The sequence below is a fragment of the Amycolatopsis sp. NPDC023774 genome (genome assembly GCF_040639695.1).
Lineage (GTDB): Bacteria > Actinomycetota > Actinomycetes > Mycobacteriales > Pseudonocardiaceae > Amycolatopsis.
In genome coordinates this window covers 74,594-90,177 of record NZ_JBFAAJ010000032.1, presented here as the reverse complement: position 1 = coordinate 90,177, position 15,584 = coordinate 74,594, and the positions used below count along the sequence as shown (strand labels likewise).

Genomic DNA, 15,584 nt, shown 5'->3' with positions numbered 1-15,584 from the left:
GTACCGGCTCAAGCTTCGGCCCCCGACGTCCCGCGACACCATCAGACATGCCATCAGAGTCTAAATGACGACGAATTAACGACGCAGGACACTAGCGCTTCAGCACACGCTCCACATAGGACTTGACGTTCGCCAGCGACTGCGCCGACCGCCACATCCGGTCCACGTGCACGTCGTCGGCGGCGCGGTTCTCCGCGATCCGCTCGTGGTAGGGCTGGCGCAGCTGCGCCTTCGTGTGGGCGAACGCCTCGGCCGGCAGCTCGCCGAGACGGGCGGCGAGTTCACGCGCCCGGCCGAGCACCTCTTCCGGCGCCGCGACCTCGTCGACCAGGCCGCGGGCGAGGGCGTCGTCGATGGTCAGCGTGGCGCCGCTGTACATGAGCGCGGCGAGCGGGTTCGTGCCGTACGCGCAGCGCAGGATCTCCGTCGCGGCCAGGGGGAAAGGCACGCCGACGAGCAGTTCGGTCACACCGATGCGCCCTGGGCCGGCGGCGGCCACGCGGTGGTCGCACCCGGCGGCGAGCACCATCCCGCCCGCGATCGCGTGCCCGTTGACCGCGGCCACGAGCGGCTGCGGGAAGCCGAAGACCGCCAGCAGCGCGTCGGAGAGCGCGGGCAGGAACTCGCCGACGTAGCTCGAACCGCCGGCGTCGACGCTGACCAGGTCCACGCCCGCGGAGAACATGTCGCCCGAGCCGGTCAGCACCGCGGCTTTCGCGCCGTCGGCCGCCTCCTCGAGCTTGAGCACGAGCTCGCGGCAGGTGGCGGTGTCGAGGGTGTTGCCGCGGCCGTGCTCGAGCGTGAGCACGGCGACGCCGTCTTCGACTGCGAGGTGGATGGTCACGCGAGGAGACGTTACCGGCGTCCGGCCGCCCGTGCGGGGCGGCCGGACGCCGGTGGGTCAGCTCGTGATGTCCCGCGTCGCGAACCGGCGCCCGGCCAGCAGCAGGAACACCGTGGTGTAGATGAGCGACGAGAGCGCGCCGCTGGCCATGTTCGACCAGTCGACGTCGGTGGAGATCAGGTCGATCCAGGCGAACGAGTAGTGTGTGGGCAGGTAGTTGCGCAGCCCCTCGAGTGCCGTGATCTGGTCGAGGATCTGCGACAGGATCGCCACCAGCACCGTGCCCCCCACCGCGCCCAGCGGGGCGTCGGTGGACACGCTCAAAAGCAGCGCCAGGCCGGCCACCCACGCCAGCTGGATGATGATGTACACAGTGGACAGCACGAGCGCGATCATGCTGTCGCCGAAGGTGACCGCGTCGCCCGTGGGGCTGATCGCGTCACCCGCGCCGTACCAGATCACGCCCACCAGCAGCGACACCAGCGGCAGCAGCACCAGCGCCGCGGCGGACAGCAGGCCCGACACGATCGCCTTCTGCCGCAGCAGCCGGTGCCGCGGCACCGGGATCGCCAGCAGGTATTTCAGGCTCGACCACGACGACTCACTCGCGATCGTGTCGCCGAAGAACAGCGCCACGATCATCGGCAGCAGGAACGTGCCGGACACGAACAGCGCGAGCACCACGAAGTTCGGCGCGCTCGCCGTCGCGAGGTCCACGAACCCGCCCGAACGGCGGTTCGGGTTCGACTGCCCGACCTCGAACGCCACCACCAGAATGAACGGCAGCAGAGCCACGAACCCCAGTACCAGCTGGGTGCGCCGGCGCTTGAACTGCCGCTTCAGCTCCACGCCGAGGCGCAGCGTGCGCTCGGCGCGGTAGCCGGCGACGGCGCCGTCCGGGCCGACCTCCGCCTGCTCGGCCGTCGCCAGCTCGCTCAGCTCCCGCAGGGCGGCGGGGTCGGTGTGGACCCCGCCCGAACCGTTGCTGTTGCTCATGAGTTGTCTCCGACCAGCTGCAGGAACGCGTCTTCCAGCCGGCGCCGAGGCCCGGCCTGCTCCACCGCGACACCCGCGCGCACGAGTGCCGCCACCGCTTCGGCGCGCGCCATCCCGTCCAGGTTCGCGTGCACGAGGTCGCCCTCGACGTCGATGTCGGTGACGCCGCCGAACCCCTTGAGCGCCGCCGCGGCCGCCGCCGGGTCGCCGACGCGGAACGTCGCCTCGCCGCTCGCGGCCGCCAGCTCGCCGACCTCGCCCGAGGCCACGAGCGTCCCGCGGTGCATCACGACCACGTGCGAACAGGTCTGCTCGACCTCGGCCAGCAGGTGGCTCGAGACGACGACCGTGCGCCCGGTGGCGGCGTAGCGCTGCAGGACCTCGCGCATCTGGTGGATCTGGGGCGGGTCGAGCCCGTTGGTGGGTTCGTCGAGCACCATGAGCTCCGGCAGGCCGAGCATCGCCTGCGCGATCGCGAGGCGCTGGCGCATGCCCTGGCTGTAGTTCTTCACGCGGCGGTTCACCGCGTCACCGAGGCCCGCGATCTCGAGCGCTTCCGAGAAGTGGGCCTTCTCGACGGGCCGCCCGGTCGCCGCCCAGTACAGCTCGAGGTTCGCCCTGCCCGACAGGTGTGGCAGGAATCCGGAACCCTCCACGAAGGACCCGATTCGCGACAACACGGGCGCGCCGGGAGAGATCTTGTGGCCGAACACGCGGATCTCGCCCGCGGTCGGCGTGATCAGGCCCATCAGCATGCGCAGCGTCGTCGTCTTGCCGGCGCCGTTGGGGCCGAGCAGACCGAGCACCTGGCCCGGCTCCACGCGGAAAGACAGGTCCTTCACGGCCACGAACCCGCCCGCGTACTGCTTGCGCAGCCCCTGGATGACGAGCGGCGTGCCCGCCAGGTCCGGGTCGACGTCGTGCGCGCGCCTGCGGCGGATCGCGGCGAACACCAGTGCGCCGATGCCGACGAGCAGCGTCACGCCGATGCCGAGCAACTGCCCTTTCGGCGCTGGCGTGCCCACCGACGTCCCGGGTACGACCGGCACGGCGAGCGAAGAACCCGGCGCCAGGGCGATGCGGAACACTCCCGGCGCGGTCGGCGTCGAGAACGACTGGTCCGTGGTGCCGACCACGAGCCGCAGCGAGTGCCCGGCCTCGATCGGGCGCACGATGCCGGGCAGCGTCACGGTCACGTCCACCGGGGTGCCGTTCGCGGGCAGGTTCGCCACGCGGAACGGCGCGACGGCGTTGGCCGGCAGCACCCGCGTGCCGTCGGGACCCACGTCGTAGAGCTTGGCGAACAGCACCGCCTCCGGCAGCGGGTGCGCCGGATCGGTCGCGACCTGCAGTCGCACGGTGCTGGAGCCCGCGATCAGGACCTGGCTGTCGAACGGCGCGCTGCGGAACTGCGCGGCCTGGCCCGGCGGGTCGGTGCTGAACAACGGCGCCAGGCGCGACGAACCCGCCGCCAGCCCGTTCAGCCCGGGGATGCCGCTCACGGCCGCGGGGTTGGCGCCCGCGGGCCGCACGGCCGGCTGCGGCGGACCGGCGAGCACGACCTGGCGGCGTTCGGTGCCCGCGCCCGCGAGGCCCGGGTACGCGTCGGTGCTGACCGTCCGCACGGATGGCGCGCCGTTGGCCCGCAAGGTGCCCTGCACGTCGTAGCTGAAGCCCGTGCCCGGGTCGCCGTCGCCGGTCAGCGCCGACCACAGGAAGTCGGCGATCTTCGCGCGCAGCTGCGGGCCCGGGACTCCGCCGTCGTGGCCGCCGGTGTACCAGATGGTGCGGACCTTGCCGCCAGCCGCGGCGATCTGGCGCGCGGTGGCGTCGGACTGGTCGAGACCGAACAGCGTGTCGCTCTCGCCCTGGACGAGCAGCGTCGGCACGGTGATCCTGTCCGTCACGGACACGGGCGAGACGCGGTGCAGCAGCGCGACGGTCTGCGCGCTCACTTTCCCGGTCGTCGCCAGCTCCGTGTACGCCTGGCAGACCTGGGGGGTGAAGCGGCCGCACGGGTCAGCGGCCGGCGCCTGGCCCGGCTGGGCCTGCCCGGGGGCCGGGGCCGTGGCGGCCTGCGGATCGGTGCCGCCGCCGGTGCCTCCGGTGCCGCCGACCGAGCCGCCGTTGTCGTCGGTCTCCTGCCCGGCCTCGGGTGCCTCGGCCGAGGAGGACCCGCCGGCACTCGGCGCGCCCGAACCGGAGGAGAAGAAGATGCCCGCCCAGCTCTTCTTGAACACGCCGTCGGGCGCGAACTCGCCCGCGGCCGGGGTCTTCGCCGCGGGCGGCGCGGTGGCGCCGGCGTTGGGGATCAGGCCCTGGGCCAGGTCGTTGTAGGTGATCACCGGGGCGACGGCCGCCACGCGCTTGTCGGTGCCGGCGAGCAGCAGCGACAGCGCGCCGCCGTAGGACGCGCCGGTGACGGCGATCTCCGGCGCGCCGCCCGCGCGGGTGGTGACGTCGTGGCTCGCGACGAGGTGGTCGATCAGCCGGCTCGCGTCGGCGACCTCCGCGTCGGGGTCGTTGAGGCCGATCTTGCCGGTGCTGCGGCCGAAGCCGCGCGCCGACCAGGTCAGCACGACGAACCCGCGGTCAGCCAGCTCGCGGGCCTGGGGGTCGACGCTGGACTTGTCGCCGCCGAAGCCGTGGGCCAGCAGCACGGCGGGGGCGGGAGTCTTCTCGGGGTAGTAGGTGGTCGTGTCGATGCGGACCTGCTCGGCCGAGCCGGGCGCGGCCGGCATCTGCAGGAAGGCGTCCTGGGTCCGGACGGGAGCGGGCTGCGAGCCGCCCGTGGCCCAGACGGCCACGACGGCGGCGACGACCACCACGACCGCGGCCAGCGCGGTCAGCCGGGCACCGCGCGTGCGCGGCAACGGGATTCGGGGCACGTGCTGACGTTATTTGAGCTTCGCTGAGAGCCGCGTTCGGGGCTCACACGGATCAGACATCTTTTTTCACGCGGGCACGAGTTCTCCGGCCCCGGTGACGGAGGTAACACCACCGGTTCGGTGACGAGGGCAACCCTCCGCTGGCGTTTGCGCGCCGTAACCGGCAAACTGGACGCGCTGTGAGGGGAGTATTCCTTCGCGGCGGTGTCGTCAGCACGGTGGCGTGGCCCCCGGCACCGTCGGCCGGTAGAAAGGAACCGGCGGAAGAGACCTCCGGTTAGTTGCTGCTACGCGCTATCCGGAGGTAAGTGCTGTGATGACTGTTCCCCTGTGGTTGTGGATCGCCACGGTCGGCGGCCTGCTGGCCCTGATCGCACTCGATCTGGTGATCGTCGACCACAAGCCCCACGCGATCAAACCGGCCGAGGCCGCGCGGTGGGTGATCTTCTACATCGCCTGCGCCGTCGTGTTCGGGGTCGGCGTGTGGGTGTTCGCCGGGCACGACCCCGGAGTCGAGTTCTTCACCGGGTACATCACCGAGTACTCGCTGAGCGTCGACAACCTGTTCATCTTCATGATCATCATGGCGTCGTTCAAGGTGCCGGCGATCCATCAGCACCGCGTGCTGCTCGTGGGCATCCTGCTCGCGCTCGCGATGCGCAGTGTGTTCATCGCCGTGGGCGCGGCGCTGATCGCGCAGTTCGTGTGGGTGTTCTTCCTCTTCGGCGCGGTGCTGATCTGGACCGCCATCAGCATGCTGCGCAAGAAGGACGAGGAAGAGGAGTACCACGAGAACGCGGTGACCCGGTGGGTCCGCAAGATCGCCCCGGTGACCGACGAGTTCCACGGCCACAAGTACACGGTCAAGGTCGACGGCAAGCGGATGATCACGCCGATGCTCGTGGTGATCGTCGCCATCGGCTCGGCCGACCTGCTGTTCGCGGTGGACTCGATCCCGGCCATCTTCGGGATCACCCAGGAGGCCTTCCTGGTGTTCACCGCCAACGCGTTCGCGCTGATGGGCTTGCGCCAGCTGTACTTCCTGCTCGGCGGGCTCGTCGAGAAGCTGGTGTACCTGTCCTACGGCCTCGCGGTGATCCTCGCGTTCATCGGTGCGAAGCTGGTGGTGCACGCGCTGCACGAGTACCACGTGGCGCCCGACTGGCTGGACATCAACAACTGGGTGTCCCTCGGCGTGATCGTGGTCGTGCTGGCGGTCACCACCGTGGCGAGCCTCGCCAAGGCGAAAAAGGACGAGCGGGCGCGCGTACCGGCCGAATAAGTCTTTCGCTTTGCTAATGATCCGGTACGGTCGTCGGCATGCGACCAGCTGACATCGAAGCCCTCGTCGTCCCCGGCCGCCCCGCGCTCCGGGGTGACCTGCTCCTGACCGCGGTCAAGCACCCCGACCTCGAGTCCAATGCCCACCACAGCGCGCTGCGCCGGGTGGGACTCGGGGGAGGGGGCCGGGAAGGGGGCGCAGATACAGCGTGGACGCAGGGTCCGCACGACGCGGCCCCGGCGATCTCGCCCGACGGGCGCTGGGTCGCATTCCTGCGGGCCGGCGACGGTGAAGGCGCCGAAGGCAGTGCGCAGGTGCACGTGATGCCGGCCGCGGGCGGCGAGGCCAAGCGGCTGACGGCGTTGCACCTGGGCGCCGACGCGCCGGTGTGGGCGCCGGACTCGCGGCGGCTCGCGTTCACCGCGCGCGTGCCGGAGGCGGGCCGCTACGGCACCGAGGACGCCGACGGCGAGAAGCCGGAGCCGCCCGCCGAGGCCCCGCGCCGGATCACGCGGTTCGACTACCGCATCGACGACGTCGGTTTCCTGCGCGACCGGATGAAGCGGCTGTTCGTGCTCGACGCCGTCGCGGCACTGGACGCCGCCGAACTCGCCGCGCTCGAGCCGATCTCGCCGGTCACCTACGACGTCGGCGATCCCGTGTGGACGCCCGACGGCGAGCGAGTGGTCGTCGTGGTGCCGCAGGACTGGGACCGCGTGGAGACCGACTACCGCGACCTGGTCGCGTTCCCGGCCGAGGGCGGGGAGCCCGAGCTGCTCGTGACATGCCACGGCTACGCGGAGCAGCCCGTGTTCGGTCCCGACGGCACCCTGTTCTTCTACGGTTCGTCCTACGAGGACGGCCACAGCGAGGCCTGCAACACCGGCCTGTACGCCGCTACGATCGGCACCGGCGGCCCCGTGAAGGCCCGGCGGCTGACCGACATCGAGACCGTCGACGTGGAGAGTGGCTCCGGCCCCGCGATCCCCGTGAACGGCGAGGTGCTCGTGGCCGTGCGCAATCGCGGCGCCGTGGAGCTGCGCGCGGTCCCGGCTTCTGCCGACGCCGCCGTGCTGGCCGACCTGCGCGTGCTGCACGACGGCCACGTGGTGGTCCGCGGGTTCGCGGCCGACGGCGACACGATCGTCGCGGTGGTCGCCACGCCGGAGACCTCGGGCGACCTCGTCGTGCTCGACGCCGGCGGCCCGCGCGTGCTCACCGACTACTCGAAGCCGTTGCGGGACAAGGGCTTGCGCCCTGTCGAGGAGCTCACCACGACCTCGCCCGACGGTTACCCCGTGCACGGCTGGCTCGTGCTGCCGGAGGGCGAGGGCCCGCACCCGGTGCTGCGGGTCGTGCACGGCGGGCCGTTCGCGCAGCAGGACTGGGCTGTGTTCGACGAGGCCCAGGTCTACGCCGCGGCCGGCTACGCCGTGGTGCTCGGCAACCCGCGCGGTTCGGCGGGCTACGGGCAGAGCCACGGCCGCGCGATCACCTTCGGCTTCGGCACGGTCGACGTCGACGACGTGCTCGCGTTGCTGGACAAGGCCCTCGAACGGCCCGATCTCGACTCCTCCCGCGTCGGCATCATGGGCGGTTCGTACGGCGGGTTCATGACCAGCTGGGTCGCCGCCCACCACCCGGAGCGGTTCAAGGCGGCGTGGAGCGAGCGCGCGGTGAACGCGTGGGACTCGATGGTCGGCAGCTCCGACATCGGCTACTTCTTCGTCGACTCCTACATCGGCACCGACCCGGAGGTGCTGCGCGACCGCAGTCCGCTGACCTACGCTGCCGACATCACGATCCCGTTCGCGGTCGTCCACTCAGAACAGGACTGGCGCTGCCCGCTGGAGCAGGCGCAGCGCATGTTCGTGGCGCTGCGTCGCGCCGGTGCCGACGCGGAGTTCCTGCTGTTCCCGGGCGAGGGTCACGAGCTGTCGCGCTCGGGGCGCCCGCGCCACCGCGTGCAGCGCTTCGACGCGGTGCTGGAGTGGTGGTCGCGCCACCTGGGCTGAGCCCTCAGTTGAGGAGCGTGTAGTTCAGCTCTTCGCAAATCCGGCCGAGCGGGACGTCGAGCCCCGGGTGGTCCAGCGGCAGCAGGACATCCGGGGCGATCGGCAGCGCGGCGCCCGCCGGCGGGTCCCACAGGCACACGGCCGGGTCGCCGGAGTCCATCGACGAGCGGTACCAGAGACCGTCGAGGTCGGGGAGCGCGCTGCGGATCGCGCGCGCCCAGGCCTGGGTGATCTTCTTCGGCCCGCTGGAGATCTCCTGCGACGCGCCCACGCGCGTGGGCCACAGGCCGGTGAGGTCGAGCAGCCGCAGCGGGTGCGTCGGGCGCACGACCACGAGCCGCGGCCCGCGCGTCTTGCGGTCGACCGTCGAGCTCGTCTGGAACACCTCGGCGACGCTCGTGCGCACGGTCAGGCCGAAGTAGAGCACGCCGTTGCCCGGGTCGGTCACGGGCTGGCCGCCGCGGCCGGGCGGCTGCTGGTCGAACCGGCCGTGCGGGAGCGGGCCGGTGTAGCGGAAGGAGTTCCACTGCTGCGGGTGGTTGCCGTGTGCGGTGAAGATGCGGACCAGCCTGGTCTCGGGCTGCACGGCCACCACGTCGTGGGTGCGGTCCAGCTCCTTGACCAGCACGGATCGCGCGGGCGGCAGGGGGAGCCGGGCCATGCGTCGGGGGTCGTCCGTCCTGTGTCGGTGATCTTGGTCGTCGGCTCAGCCTAGAACGGCGAGCCCAGCGTGGCGACGAGGCCCGCGACCTGCTCGGGATCGCCACCCGAGAGGAGCCACTGGCGCGGCGTGGCCGGCCGGTCGCTGATCACCAGGTCGTCCTGCGGTGTGTTCATGAACGCGGCGACGACGAGCGCGGGCTGGTCCTCGGGGATCGCGCGCAGCACCAGCTCGAGGCCGGGCAGCACGCCGGAGCCGTTGAACTGCCACGACGGCAGCCGCCACCCCTGGTCCTTCCAGCCCGTGAGCCGGCCCTCCTTGAGGCGGTGGCGGATGCGGCTGTCGTCGACCTTCAGCGCCTTCGCGGCCTGGGTGACGGTGAGCGCCGAGTCGGCGAGCACGGCGTGGGCGGCCACGGTGCGCGCGCGGAAGTCGGGCTCGTCGTCGCCGTGCGCCGTGAGGTCGAACCCCACGTCCGCCAGTGCGGCCTGCTGGTCGGGCGAGAAGTAGTGCGACGGGTCCGGATTCGGTGGCGACAGCCTGCGCGCCGCGTCCTCGACGAGCGTGAGGAACTCCGTGGCGTCGGCCTTGAGCCCCGCCTTGGCGAGGACGTTCTCGAGCGCGACTGACATGCGCTCAGACTAGCTCGCGTGTGCGCGTTCGTGCGGTTCGGCACGGGATTTGTGGGTGAATTCATGAGAGATCGACGCGTAGTGCACAGAACCCACCACGGCGCGTAGCCGATTTCGCGTTAGTCTGCCCGGCTGGTGGTGGTGCTGTCCAGGCTTTCGTGCCCTTGACACTCCGCCGTGACCCCTTTACGTTCGGTTGGTAATCGATTTCCCGCCTCGTGCTGTTGCGGGCTCCGGTGGTTTCGGCCGCCGGTGCTGGGGGGACAGGGGGTGGGACGTGCCTGGCGGACCGGTGCTGGCCGGTCCACCAGGCACGTCGTCTTTTCGGAGTGGTGCGCGCAATTTCGCGCCGGCGTGGGCGCGATTCGGGGCTGTCGGAGCGAAGTGCGCGACGTGGATCCCGCGGGTTCAGCGGCGGGAGCTCTGCCGTTCGATGAGCCGGGCTTCCAGCGTCGTCGTGGTGGGGCGGCGCGTGCCGTCGGTGATGCGGGCGAGCAGGAGCTGTGCGGCGACGCGGCCGACTTCGTAGGCGGGCTGCGCGACGACCGTCAGCGGCGGGTCGATCAGGGTCGTCCACGGCGCGTCGTCGAAGGAGACGATGCCGACGTCGCGGCCGGGGCGCGCGCCGCGGCTCGCGAGGGTCTCCAGGACGCCGATCGTCATGGTGCTGTTGGCCACCAGCAGCGCGTCCGGGGGTTCGGGTAGCTCCAGCAGTTCGGTGGCGGCCACGCGCGCGCCCTCGGCGCGGTACTCGGCGCGGCGGAAGAGCGCGTTCTCCTCGCCGACGGCGTCGAGGTAGCCGGCGAGACGGTCGTCGGCCGTGCGGACGCCGGCGGGGCCGGTCAGGCACGCGATGCGGCGGTAGCCGCCGGCGACGAGGTGGCGGGTCGCGTCGCGCGCGGCACGGCGGGTGTCCACGAGGACCTGATCGCCGTGCGGGCCGGTGAGCGGCCGGTCGACCGCGACCACGGGCGTGCCTTGGCGGCGCAGGCGGTCGACGTTGGTGGAGCGGCCCGTGGGGGAGAGCACGACGCCGGCGACGCGTTCCTGGAGCGCGACGTCGATGTAGCGCCGCTCCTTGTCCTCGTTCTCGTCGGAGTTGCACAGCACCACGGAGTAGCCCGACACCTGCGCGAGGTCCTCGACGCCGCGCGCGATCGCCGTGAAGAACGGGTTCTCGACGTCGGAGATGATCAGCGCCAGCACGGCCGTCTCCTGGCGGCGCAGGTTCCGGGCCAGGCCGTTGGGGTGGTAGCCCAGCTCCTCGGCCGCCACGAGCACCCGCGCGGCGAGCTCCGGGTCCACTGTGGACTTGCCGTTGAGGGCCCGGGACACCGTGGCGGTGGAGACGCCGGCGTGCGCGGCGACGTCGCTGATCGTGGCCACCGTGACCTCCTCCGGCCGTCCTTGACACCCTCGTCCCCCGAAGAATAGCGTCCCGGGTAATCGTTTACCGTCCGCATACGGGGAGTCGCGGTGGATCCGGGCCTGCTGCTCGGCATCGACATCGGCACGTCCAGCTCGAAGGGCGTCCTCGTCGATGCCGACGGGACGATACTGGCGCGCGCCGCCCGCGCGCACACCACCTCCCGCCCACGGCCCGGCTGGTTCGAGCACGACGCGGAAACCGTGTGGTGGGCCGACTTCACCGCGCTCGCGCGCGAGCTCACCGCGGCGGCGGGCGACCGGCCGCTCGCCGGGCTGGCAGTGAGCGGCATCGGGCCGGTGCTGTTGCCCGCCGACGCCGGTGGACGCCCCCTGCGCCCGGCGATCCTCTACGGAGTCGACACGCGCGCGGGCGCGGAGATCGCCGAGCTCACGGCGGAGCTGGGCGAAGAGTCCATTGTGGAACGTGGTGGCAGCGCGCTGTCCAGCCAGGCCGTGGGACCCAAGTGGCGCTGGCTGTTCCGGCACGAGCCCGAGGTCGCGGAGCGCGCCGAACTGTTCCTCATGGCGAGCTCGTACCTCGTGCTGCGGCTGACCGGCGAGTACGTGCTCGACCACCACTCGGCGAGCCAGTGCGACCCGATGTACGACCTGCGCGCCGGTGCGTGGGCCGAGGACTGGGCCAGGCTGGTCGCGCCGGGCGTGCGGTTGCCGCGGCTGGCCTGGCCGGCGGAAGTGGCCGGCACGGTTTCCGCCGCGGCGGCCGCGGTGACGGGGCTGCCCGCGGGCTTGCCCGTCACGTGCGGCACGGTCGACGCGTGGGCCGAGGCCGCGAGCGCCGGCGTGCGGGCGCCCGGCGACACGATGCTGATGTACGGCACCACGATGTTCCTCGTGCAGACCGCCGCCGAACCGCGACCGGTGCCGGGCCTGTGGGCCACGCGCGGGGCGTTCGCAGGCACCTACTCGCTGGCCGCCGGCATGGCCACGTCCGGTGCGATCACCGACTGGCTGCGCGACCTCGTCGGCGGCGAGTTCGCCGACCTGGTCGCCGAGGCGGGCGACGTGCCCGCCGGGAGCCACGGGCTGCTGATGCTGCCGTACTTCGCCGGCGAACGCACCCCGGTGCCCGACCCGGCCGCACGCGGGGTGCTCGCCGGGCTGACGCTGTCGCACACGAAGGCGGACCTCTACCGCGCCGCGCTGGAAGGCACCGCGTACGGCGTGCGGCACAATCTGGAGACGATGGGCTCCGCCGAGGGCCGCCGTCTCGTCGCGGTCGGCGGCGGCACGCAGGGTCGCGTGTGGACGCAGATCGTGAGCGACGTGACACGCGTGGAGCAGCACGTGCCCACCGAAACGATCGGCGCGGCCTTCGGCGACGCCCTGCTGGCGGCGTTCGCCGTGGGGCTGGAGCCCGACATCGGCGCGTGGAACCCGGTCGCTGCCGTCGTGCGGCCGGATCCCGCGCGTGCGGACGTCTACGACGAGTTCTATCCCCGCTACCGCGCCCTGTACCCCGCGACCGCGGGCATCGCACACTTCCTTGCCGTACAACAGGAACGCGCGGCTCAGGCTCCGGAGAAATAGGCGCTCGGCGTGAGCCCGGTCAGCGCGCGGCACTCCCGCGACAGGTGGGCCTGGTCGGCGTACCCGGCACCGGCGGCGAGGTCGGCCAGCCCGGGTGCGCGCGGCGCGAGGGCGATGGCGCGTTGCAACCGCAGCACGCGCAGGTAGGTCGCCGGTCCGTAGCCGACGGCCACGGTGAAGCGCCGCCGCAGCTGCCGTTGACCGACGGCCGTCGCCGGGGTGCCCACGCGGGCCGGCGCGGTGTGCAGGTGCGACAGCAGCTCGGCCACGGCCGGGTCGGGGTCGGCTTCCCGGCCGGCCACCGCGTCGGTGAGGCAGCGCGCGCCGCTCAGCACCGCGTCGGTCAGCAGCTCCCCGCGGTGGCCCCACACCTCGGCCAGCGGGAGCCGGCGGTCGCGCAGCTCGTCGGCCGCGACGCCGAGCACGGCGGGCGCCGCGCCGGGGTGGAAGCGCAGGCCGTGCAGCGCGACGCCGGGCGAGGTGGTCGACGACCACGCCTCGGTGTCCGGGCCCGCGACGAAGACCTCGCCGTCGCCGGCGACGAGGTCGACGCACCCGTCGGGCACGATCCGCTTCGGCCCCGCCTGGACCGACCGCCACAGGCAGCGGACCACGGCGCGCACCGGCCCGGGCGCGAGCGTCTCCGAGTACACCCCCCGATCATCCCCTCCGGGTGCGACGGAACGCGACCCACGACGCCGATCGACGCGCTGGGCTGGGTCCGCGACCGGCGCCTGCCGTTGGTGCGCACACGCGGCAAGGAGAAGTTCTCCCTGCCCGGCGGCAAACGCGAGCCGGACCAGGGCGACGTCGCGAGGCTGTGCCGCGAGATCCGAGAGGAGCGGGGCGTGGAGCTCGCCCCGCTGACCTTCCGCTTGTTCGCGCTGCTCGACGAGCGGGCCGACGGATTCGCCGACGGGCGCCGCGTGCGCATGACCTGGTCCACGGCCGAAACACAGGGGCGAGCCGGGGCCGTCGGCCGAGAACCGCCGAGGCGGCGTGGCCGGGCTCCGCCGACGCCGCGGCGTGGCTGCCCGCCGGACGGCGTGTCTGCCGATGCCGGCCGCGCTCGGCATCGTGGATTGACTCTCCGTGATCGGCTATCACGACGGTGTTATCGGCATCGTCCGTGGTGGCCACACCGGTGACTGACCCATAGGGGCACCCGAAAGAGTGAAGTTTCACCAACTTTGTGCGGTTGGCTAACGCCGAGTGACGTTCGGACGAGATCCAGGCAACGTACTCGTCAGAAGTGCGCTCGAACGAGAGAAGACCTCTCCATGAGTGTTCCTGCCGCGACTCCTCCGGCATCGCCGCCGGGTGCGGGTGGTCCGGGCTGGCTCAGGCCGCTCGGCAGCGTGGTCGTCGTGGTCGGCGTCATCGCCGTCGCGATCGCCGTGGCCTCGTACGTCACGCCCAAGGCGGCGCCGACGGCCGGTGAACCCGGCCAGGCGTCCCCGACCGAGGTCGCGCAGGCCGAGCCCGTGGCCGTCCAGAACGTCACCCGCACCATCGTCTACTCGCTCGAGGGCGAAGGCGGCGCCCGCAACCTCACCTACGTCGCCGCCGATGCGGGCCTCGAGCAGCAGACCGAGGTCACCACGCCGTGGTCGGTCACCGTCACGCGCACCGCCCCCGCCGGCGAAGCCGAGTTCGCGAGCCTCGCCGCGCAGAGCGCCGGGCCAGGCGGGCTGACCTGCCGCATCACCGTGGACGGCACCGTCGTCGCCGAGAAGTCGGTGTCGGGGGAGGGCGCGCAGCTCAGCTGCACGGCCTGAACGTAAGCCTCGGGTAGGCCGTTCCTGGGGCAGGATCACGGGCGTGAACGGTGCGATCGGGTTCGGGCCCGCCCTGGTGATCGTCCTGGCGGTGCTCACGCTGGCGGGGGCCGGGGTGGTGCGCTTCGGCGGGCTGGGGCAAGGCCGGGCGGTGCTGCTGGCGGCGGTCCGCGCGGTCGCGCAGCTCGCGCTCGTGTCCCTGGTGATCACGCTGATCCTGCGGTCGGGCTGGCTCACCGGCCTGTTCGTGCTGCTGATGTTCGCGATCGCGGCGGTCACGTCGGCTGCCCGCATCGGCGTGCCACGCCGGATCGGCTGGGTCGCGCCGGCGCTGGCCTCGGGCGTCGCGCCGGTGCTGGCCCTGGTGCTCGCTTCGGGAGTCGTGCCGCTGGAACCGATCACGGTCGTGCCGATCGCCGGCATCGTGATCGGCGGGACGATGACCGCGACGTCGCAGTCGGCGCGCCGCGCGCTCGACGAGCTGGCCCAGCGCCACGGCGAGTACGAAGCCGCGCTGGCACTGGGTTTCCTGCCCCGGCTCGCCGCGCTGGAGATCTGCCGTCCCTCGGCCGGACAGGCGCTGATCCCGGCCCTCGACCAGACGCGCACGGTCGGGCTGGTGACACTGCCGGGCGCGTACGTCGGTCTGCTGCTCGGCGGCGCGGGCCCGATCCAGGCGGGCATCGCGCAAGCGCTCGTGCTGATCGGGCTGCTGGCCGCGGAAGCCGTGGCCGTGCTGACGACGGTGCAGCTCGTCGCCGCGGGGTTCATCCGCCGCGACGAGCCGGTGCGCCGCCGGTGGGCCTTCGCGTGGGCGTCGCGGCGTCAGCCGAGCGGTGCCGTCAGGTGAGCGGTGTCGTTGAAGCGCCGCACCAGCCACCGGTCGCCGTGCACCACGAGGTGGGAGATGGACCCGTTGTCCGCGCCCAGGAACGCGAAGCGGTCGACCGCGCGGCTCGCCTGCGCGAAGACTTCGCCGATCACGCCGCCGTGGGTGAACACCGCCACGCGGCGGTCGGGGTTGGCCTCGGCGATCCGCGTGAGCGCCCGGCGGATGCGCCGGCCGAACGCCTCGTCGGACTCCGCGCCCGGGATCACCTCCCAGCGCTGCTCGGTCCAGAGCCGGTCGACGATCGGGTGGCCCTCGGTCGTGTGCTGGCGGAAGAGCCCGTTCTCCCAGTCGCCCAGGTGGATTTCGCGCAGCTCGGGCACGACCTCCGGCGTGAGGCCCAGCTTCTCGGCCAGCGGCGCGGCGGTCTGCACCGTGCGCCGCAACGTGGTCACGTAGAGCGCTTCGATGCGCTCGCCCACGAGCCGTTCGCCGATGCGGAGGGCGTGGTCGCGGCCTTCGGGCGCGAGGTCGGGGTCGGCCTGGCCGTCGACGAGGTCGAACGGTGCGCTGATCCGCGCGGGCGCGGATTCTCCGTGGCGCACCAGGAAGATCTCGGTCGCTCCCGGCGGGGGGCTGAACCGGTGCTGGCGGTATTCGACTTCCTGCTCGGGCGTGCTCAT

General features: G+C 72.4%; 13 protein-coding genes and 1 pseudogene. 6 read left to right on the top strand and 8 right to left on the bottom strand.

Going from position 1 to position 15,584, the window contains the following annotated elements:
- Positions 1-91: 91 nt before the first annotated feature.
- Genes AB0F91_RS39175 through AB0F91_RS39165 form a run of 3 tightly spaced genes read right to left on the bottom strand, consistent with a single transcriptional unit; the run spans position 92 to position 4,728 of the window.
- On the bottom strand, positions 92-844 hold the full coding sequence (locus AB0F91_RS39175) for an enoyl-CoA hydratase/isomerase family protein (RefSeq protein WP_360606183.1): 753 nt from the start codon (positions 842-844) through the stop codon (positions 92-94).
- A gap of 57 nt (positions 845-901) precedes the next feature.
- Entirely contained in the window at positions 902-1,840 is a 939-nt protein-coding gene (locus tag AB0F91_RS39170) for an ABC transporter permease subunit (protein WP_360606181.1), read from the bottom strand.
- Positions 1,837-4,728, bottom strand: a complete 2,892-nt coding sequence (locus tag AB0F91_RS39165) for an alpha/beta fold hydrolase (protein ID WP_360606179.1) — start codon at positions 4,726-4,728, stop codon at positions 1,837-1,839. The genes AB0F91_RS39170 and AB0F91_RS39165 overlap by 4 nt, the downstream gene beginning before the upstream one ends.
- Positions 4,729-5,044: 316 nt before the next feature.
- Between AB0F91_RS39165 and AB0F91_RS39160 the strand changes: the two genes are divergently transcribed.
- Positions 5,045-6,010 carry a TerC family protein gene (locus AB0F91_RS39160; RefSeq protein ID WP_360606177.1) on the top strand — a complete coding sequence of 322 codons (966 nt, stop codon included), beginning with the start codon at positions 5,045-5,047 and terminating at the stop codon, positions 6,008-6,010.
- A 38-nt stretch (positions 6,011-6,048) separates the two neighbouring features.
- Positions 6,049-8,025: a S9 family peptidase gene (locus tag AB0F91_RS39155; protein WP_360606175.1), complete on the top strand. Its 1,977-nt coding sequence runs from the start codon at positions 6,049-6,051 to the stop codon at positions 8,023-8,025.
- A 4-nt stretch (positions 8,026-8,029) separates the two neighbouring features.
- Here AB0F91_RS39155 and AB0F91_RS39150 read toward each other — a convergent pair whose 3' ends face one another.
- The 3 genes from AB0F91_RS39150 to AB0F91_RS39140 form a co-directional block, all read right to left on the bottom strand.
- Positions 8,030-8,686 (bottom strand): RES family NAD+ phosphorylase, encoded by a 657-nt coding sequence (locus AB0F91_RS39150; RefSeq protein ID WP_360606173.1) that lies wholly within the window; start codon positions 8,684-8,686, stop codon positions 8,030-8,032.
- Between the two features lie 50 nt (positions 8,687-8,736).
- The gene (locus tag AB0F91_RS39145) at positions 8,737-9,318 is read right to left on the bottom strand and encodes a DNA-binding protein (protein WP_360606171.1); all 582 of its coding nucleotides are present in this window, start codon (positions 9,316-9,318) and stop codon (positions 8,737-8,739) included.
- Positions 9,319-9,726: 408 nt separating this feature from the next.
- On the bottom strand, positions 9,727-10,704 hold the full coding sequence (locus AB0F91_RS39140; RefSeq protein ID WP_360606169.1) for a LacI family DNA-binding transcriptional regulator: 978 nt from the start codon (positions 10,702-10,704) through the stop codon (positions 9,727-9,729).
- Positions 10,705-10,794: 90 nt separating this feature from the next.
- Here AB0F91_RS39140 and AB0F91_RS39135 point away from each other — a divergent pair, with 90 nt between their 5' ends.
- Entirely contained in the window at positions 10,795-12,294 is a 1,500-nt protein-coding gene (locus tag AB0F91_RS39135) for an FGGY-family carbohydrate kinase (protein WP_360606167.1), read from the top strand.
- Here AB0F91_RS39135 and AB0F91_RS39130 read toward each other — a convergent pair.
- Positions 12,276-12,947, bottom strand: a complete 672-nt coding sequence (locus AB0F91_RS39130; protein ID WP_360606165.1) for a helix-turn-helix domain-containing protein — start codon at positions 12,945-12,947, stop codon at positions 12,276-12,278. The genes AB0F91_RS39135 and AB0F91_RS39130 overlap by 19 nt on opposite strands.
- 48 nt (positions 12,948-12,995) lie before the next feature.
- On the opposite strand from AB0F91_RS39130, the pseudogene AB0F91_RS39125 reads away from it, so the two are divergent.
- The 3 genes and pseudogenes from AB0F91_RS39125 (at position 12,996) to AB0F91_RS39115 (ending at position 14,922) form a co-directional block, all read left to right on the top strand.
- Positions 12,996-13,390 (top strand): annotated as a pseudogene (locus AB0F91_RS39125) (NUDIX domain-containing protein).
- 184 nt (positions 13,391-13,574) lie between these two features.
- Positions 13,575-14,072: an MmpS family transport accessory protein gene (locus AB0F91_RS39120; protein ID WP_360606163.1), complete on the top strand. Its 498-nt coding sequence runs from the start codon at positions 13,575-13,577 to the stop codon at positions 14,070-14,072.
- Positions 14,073-14,115: 43 nt separating this feature from the next.
- Positions 14,116-14,922 carry an ABC transporter permease gene (locus tag AB0F91_RS39115; protein ID WP_360606161.1) on the top strand — a complete coding sequence of 269 codons (807 nt, stop codon included), beginning with the start codon at positions 14,116-14,118 and terminating at the stop codon, positions 14,920-14,922.
- On the opposite strand, the gene AB0F91_RS39110 is transcribed toward AB0F91_RS39115, so the two are convergent.
- The gene (locus AB0F91_RS39110) at positions 14,898-15,584 is read right to left on the bottom strand and encodes a histidine phosphatase family protein (RefSeq protein ID WP_360606159.1); all 687 of its coding nucleotides are present in this window, start codon (positions 15,582-15,584) and stop codon (positions 14,898-14,900) included. The genes AB0F91_RS39115 and AB0F91_RS39110 overlap by 25 nt on opposite strands.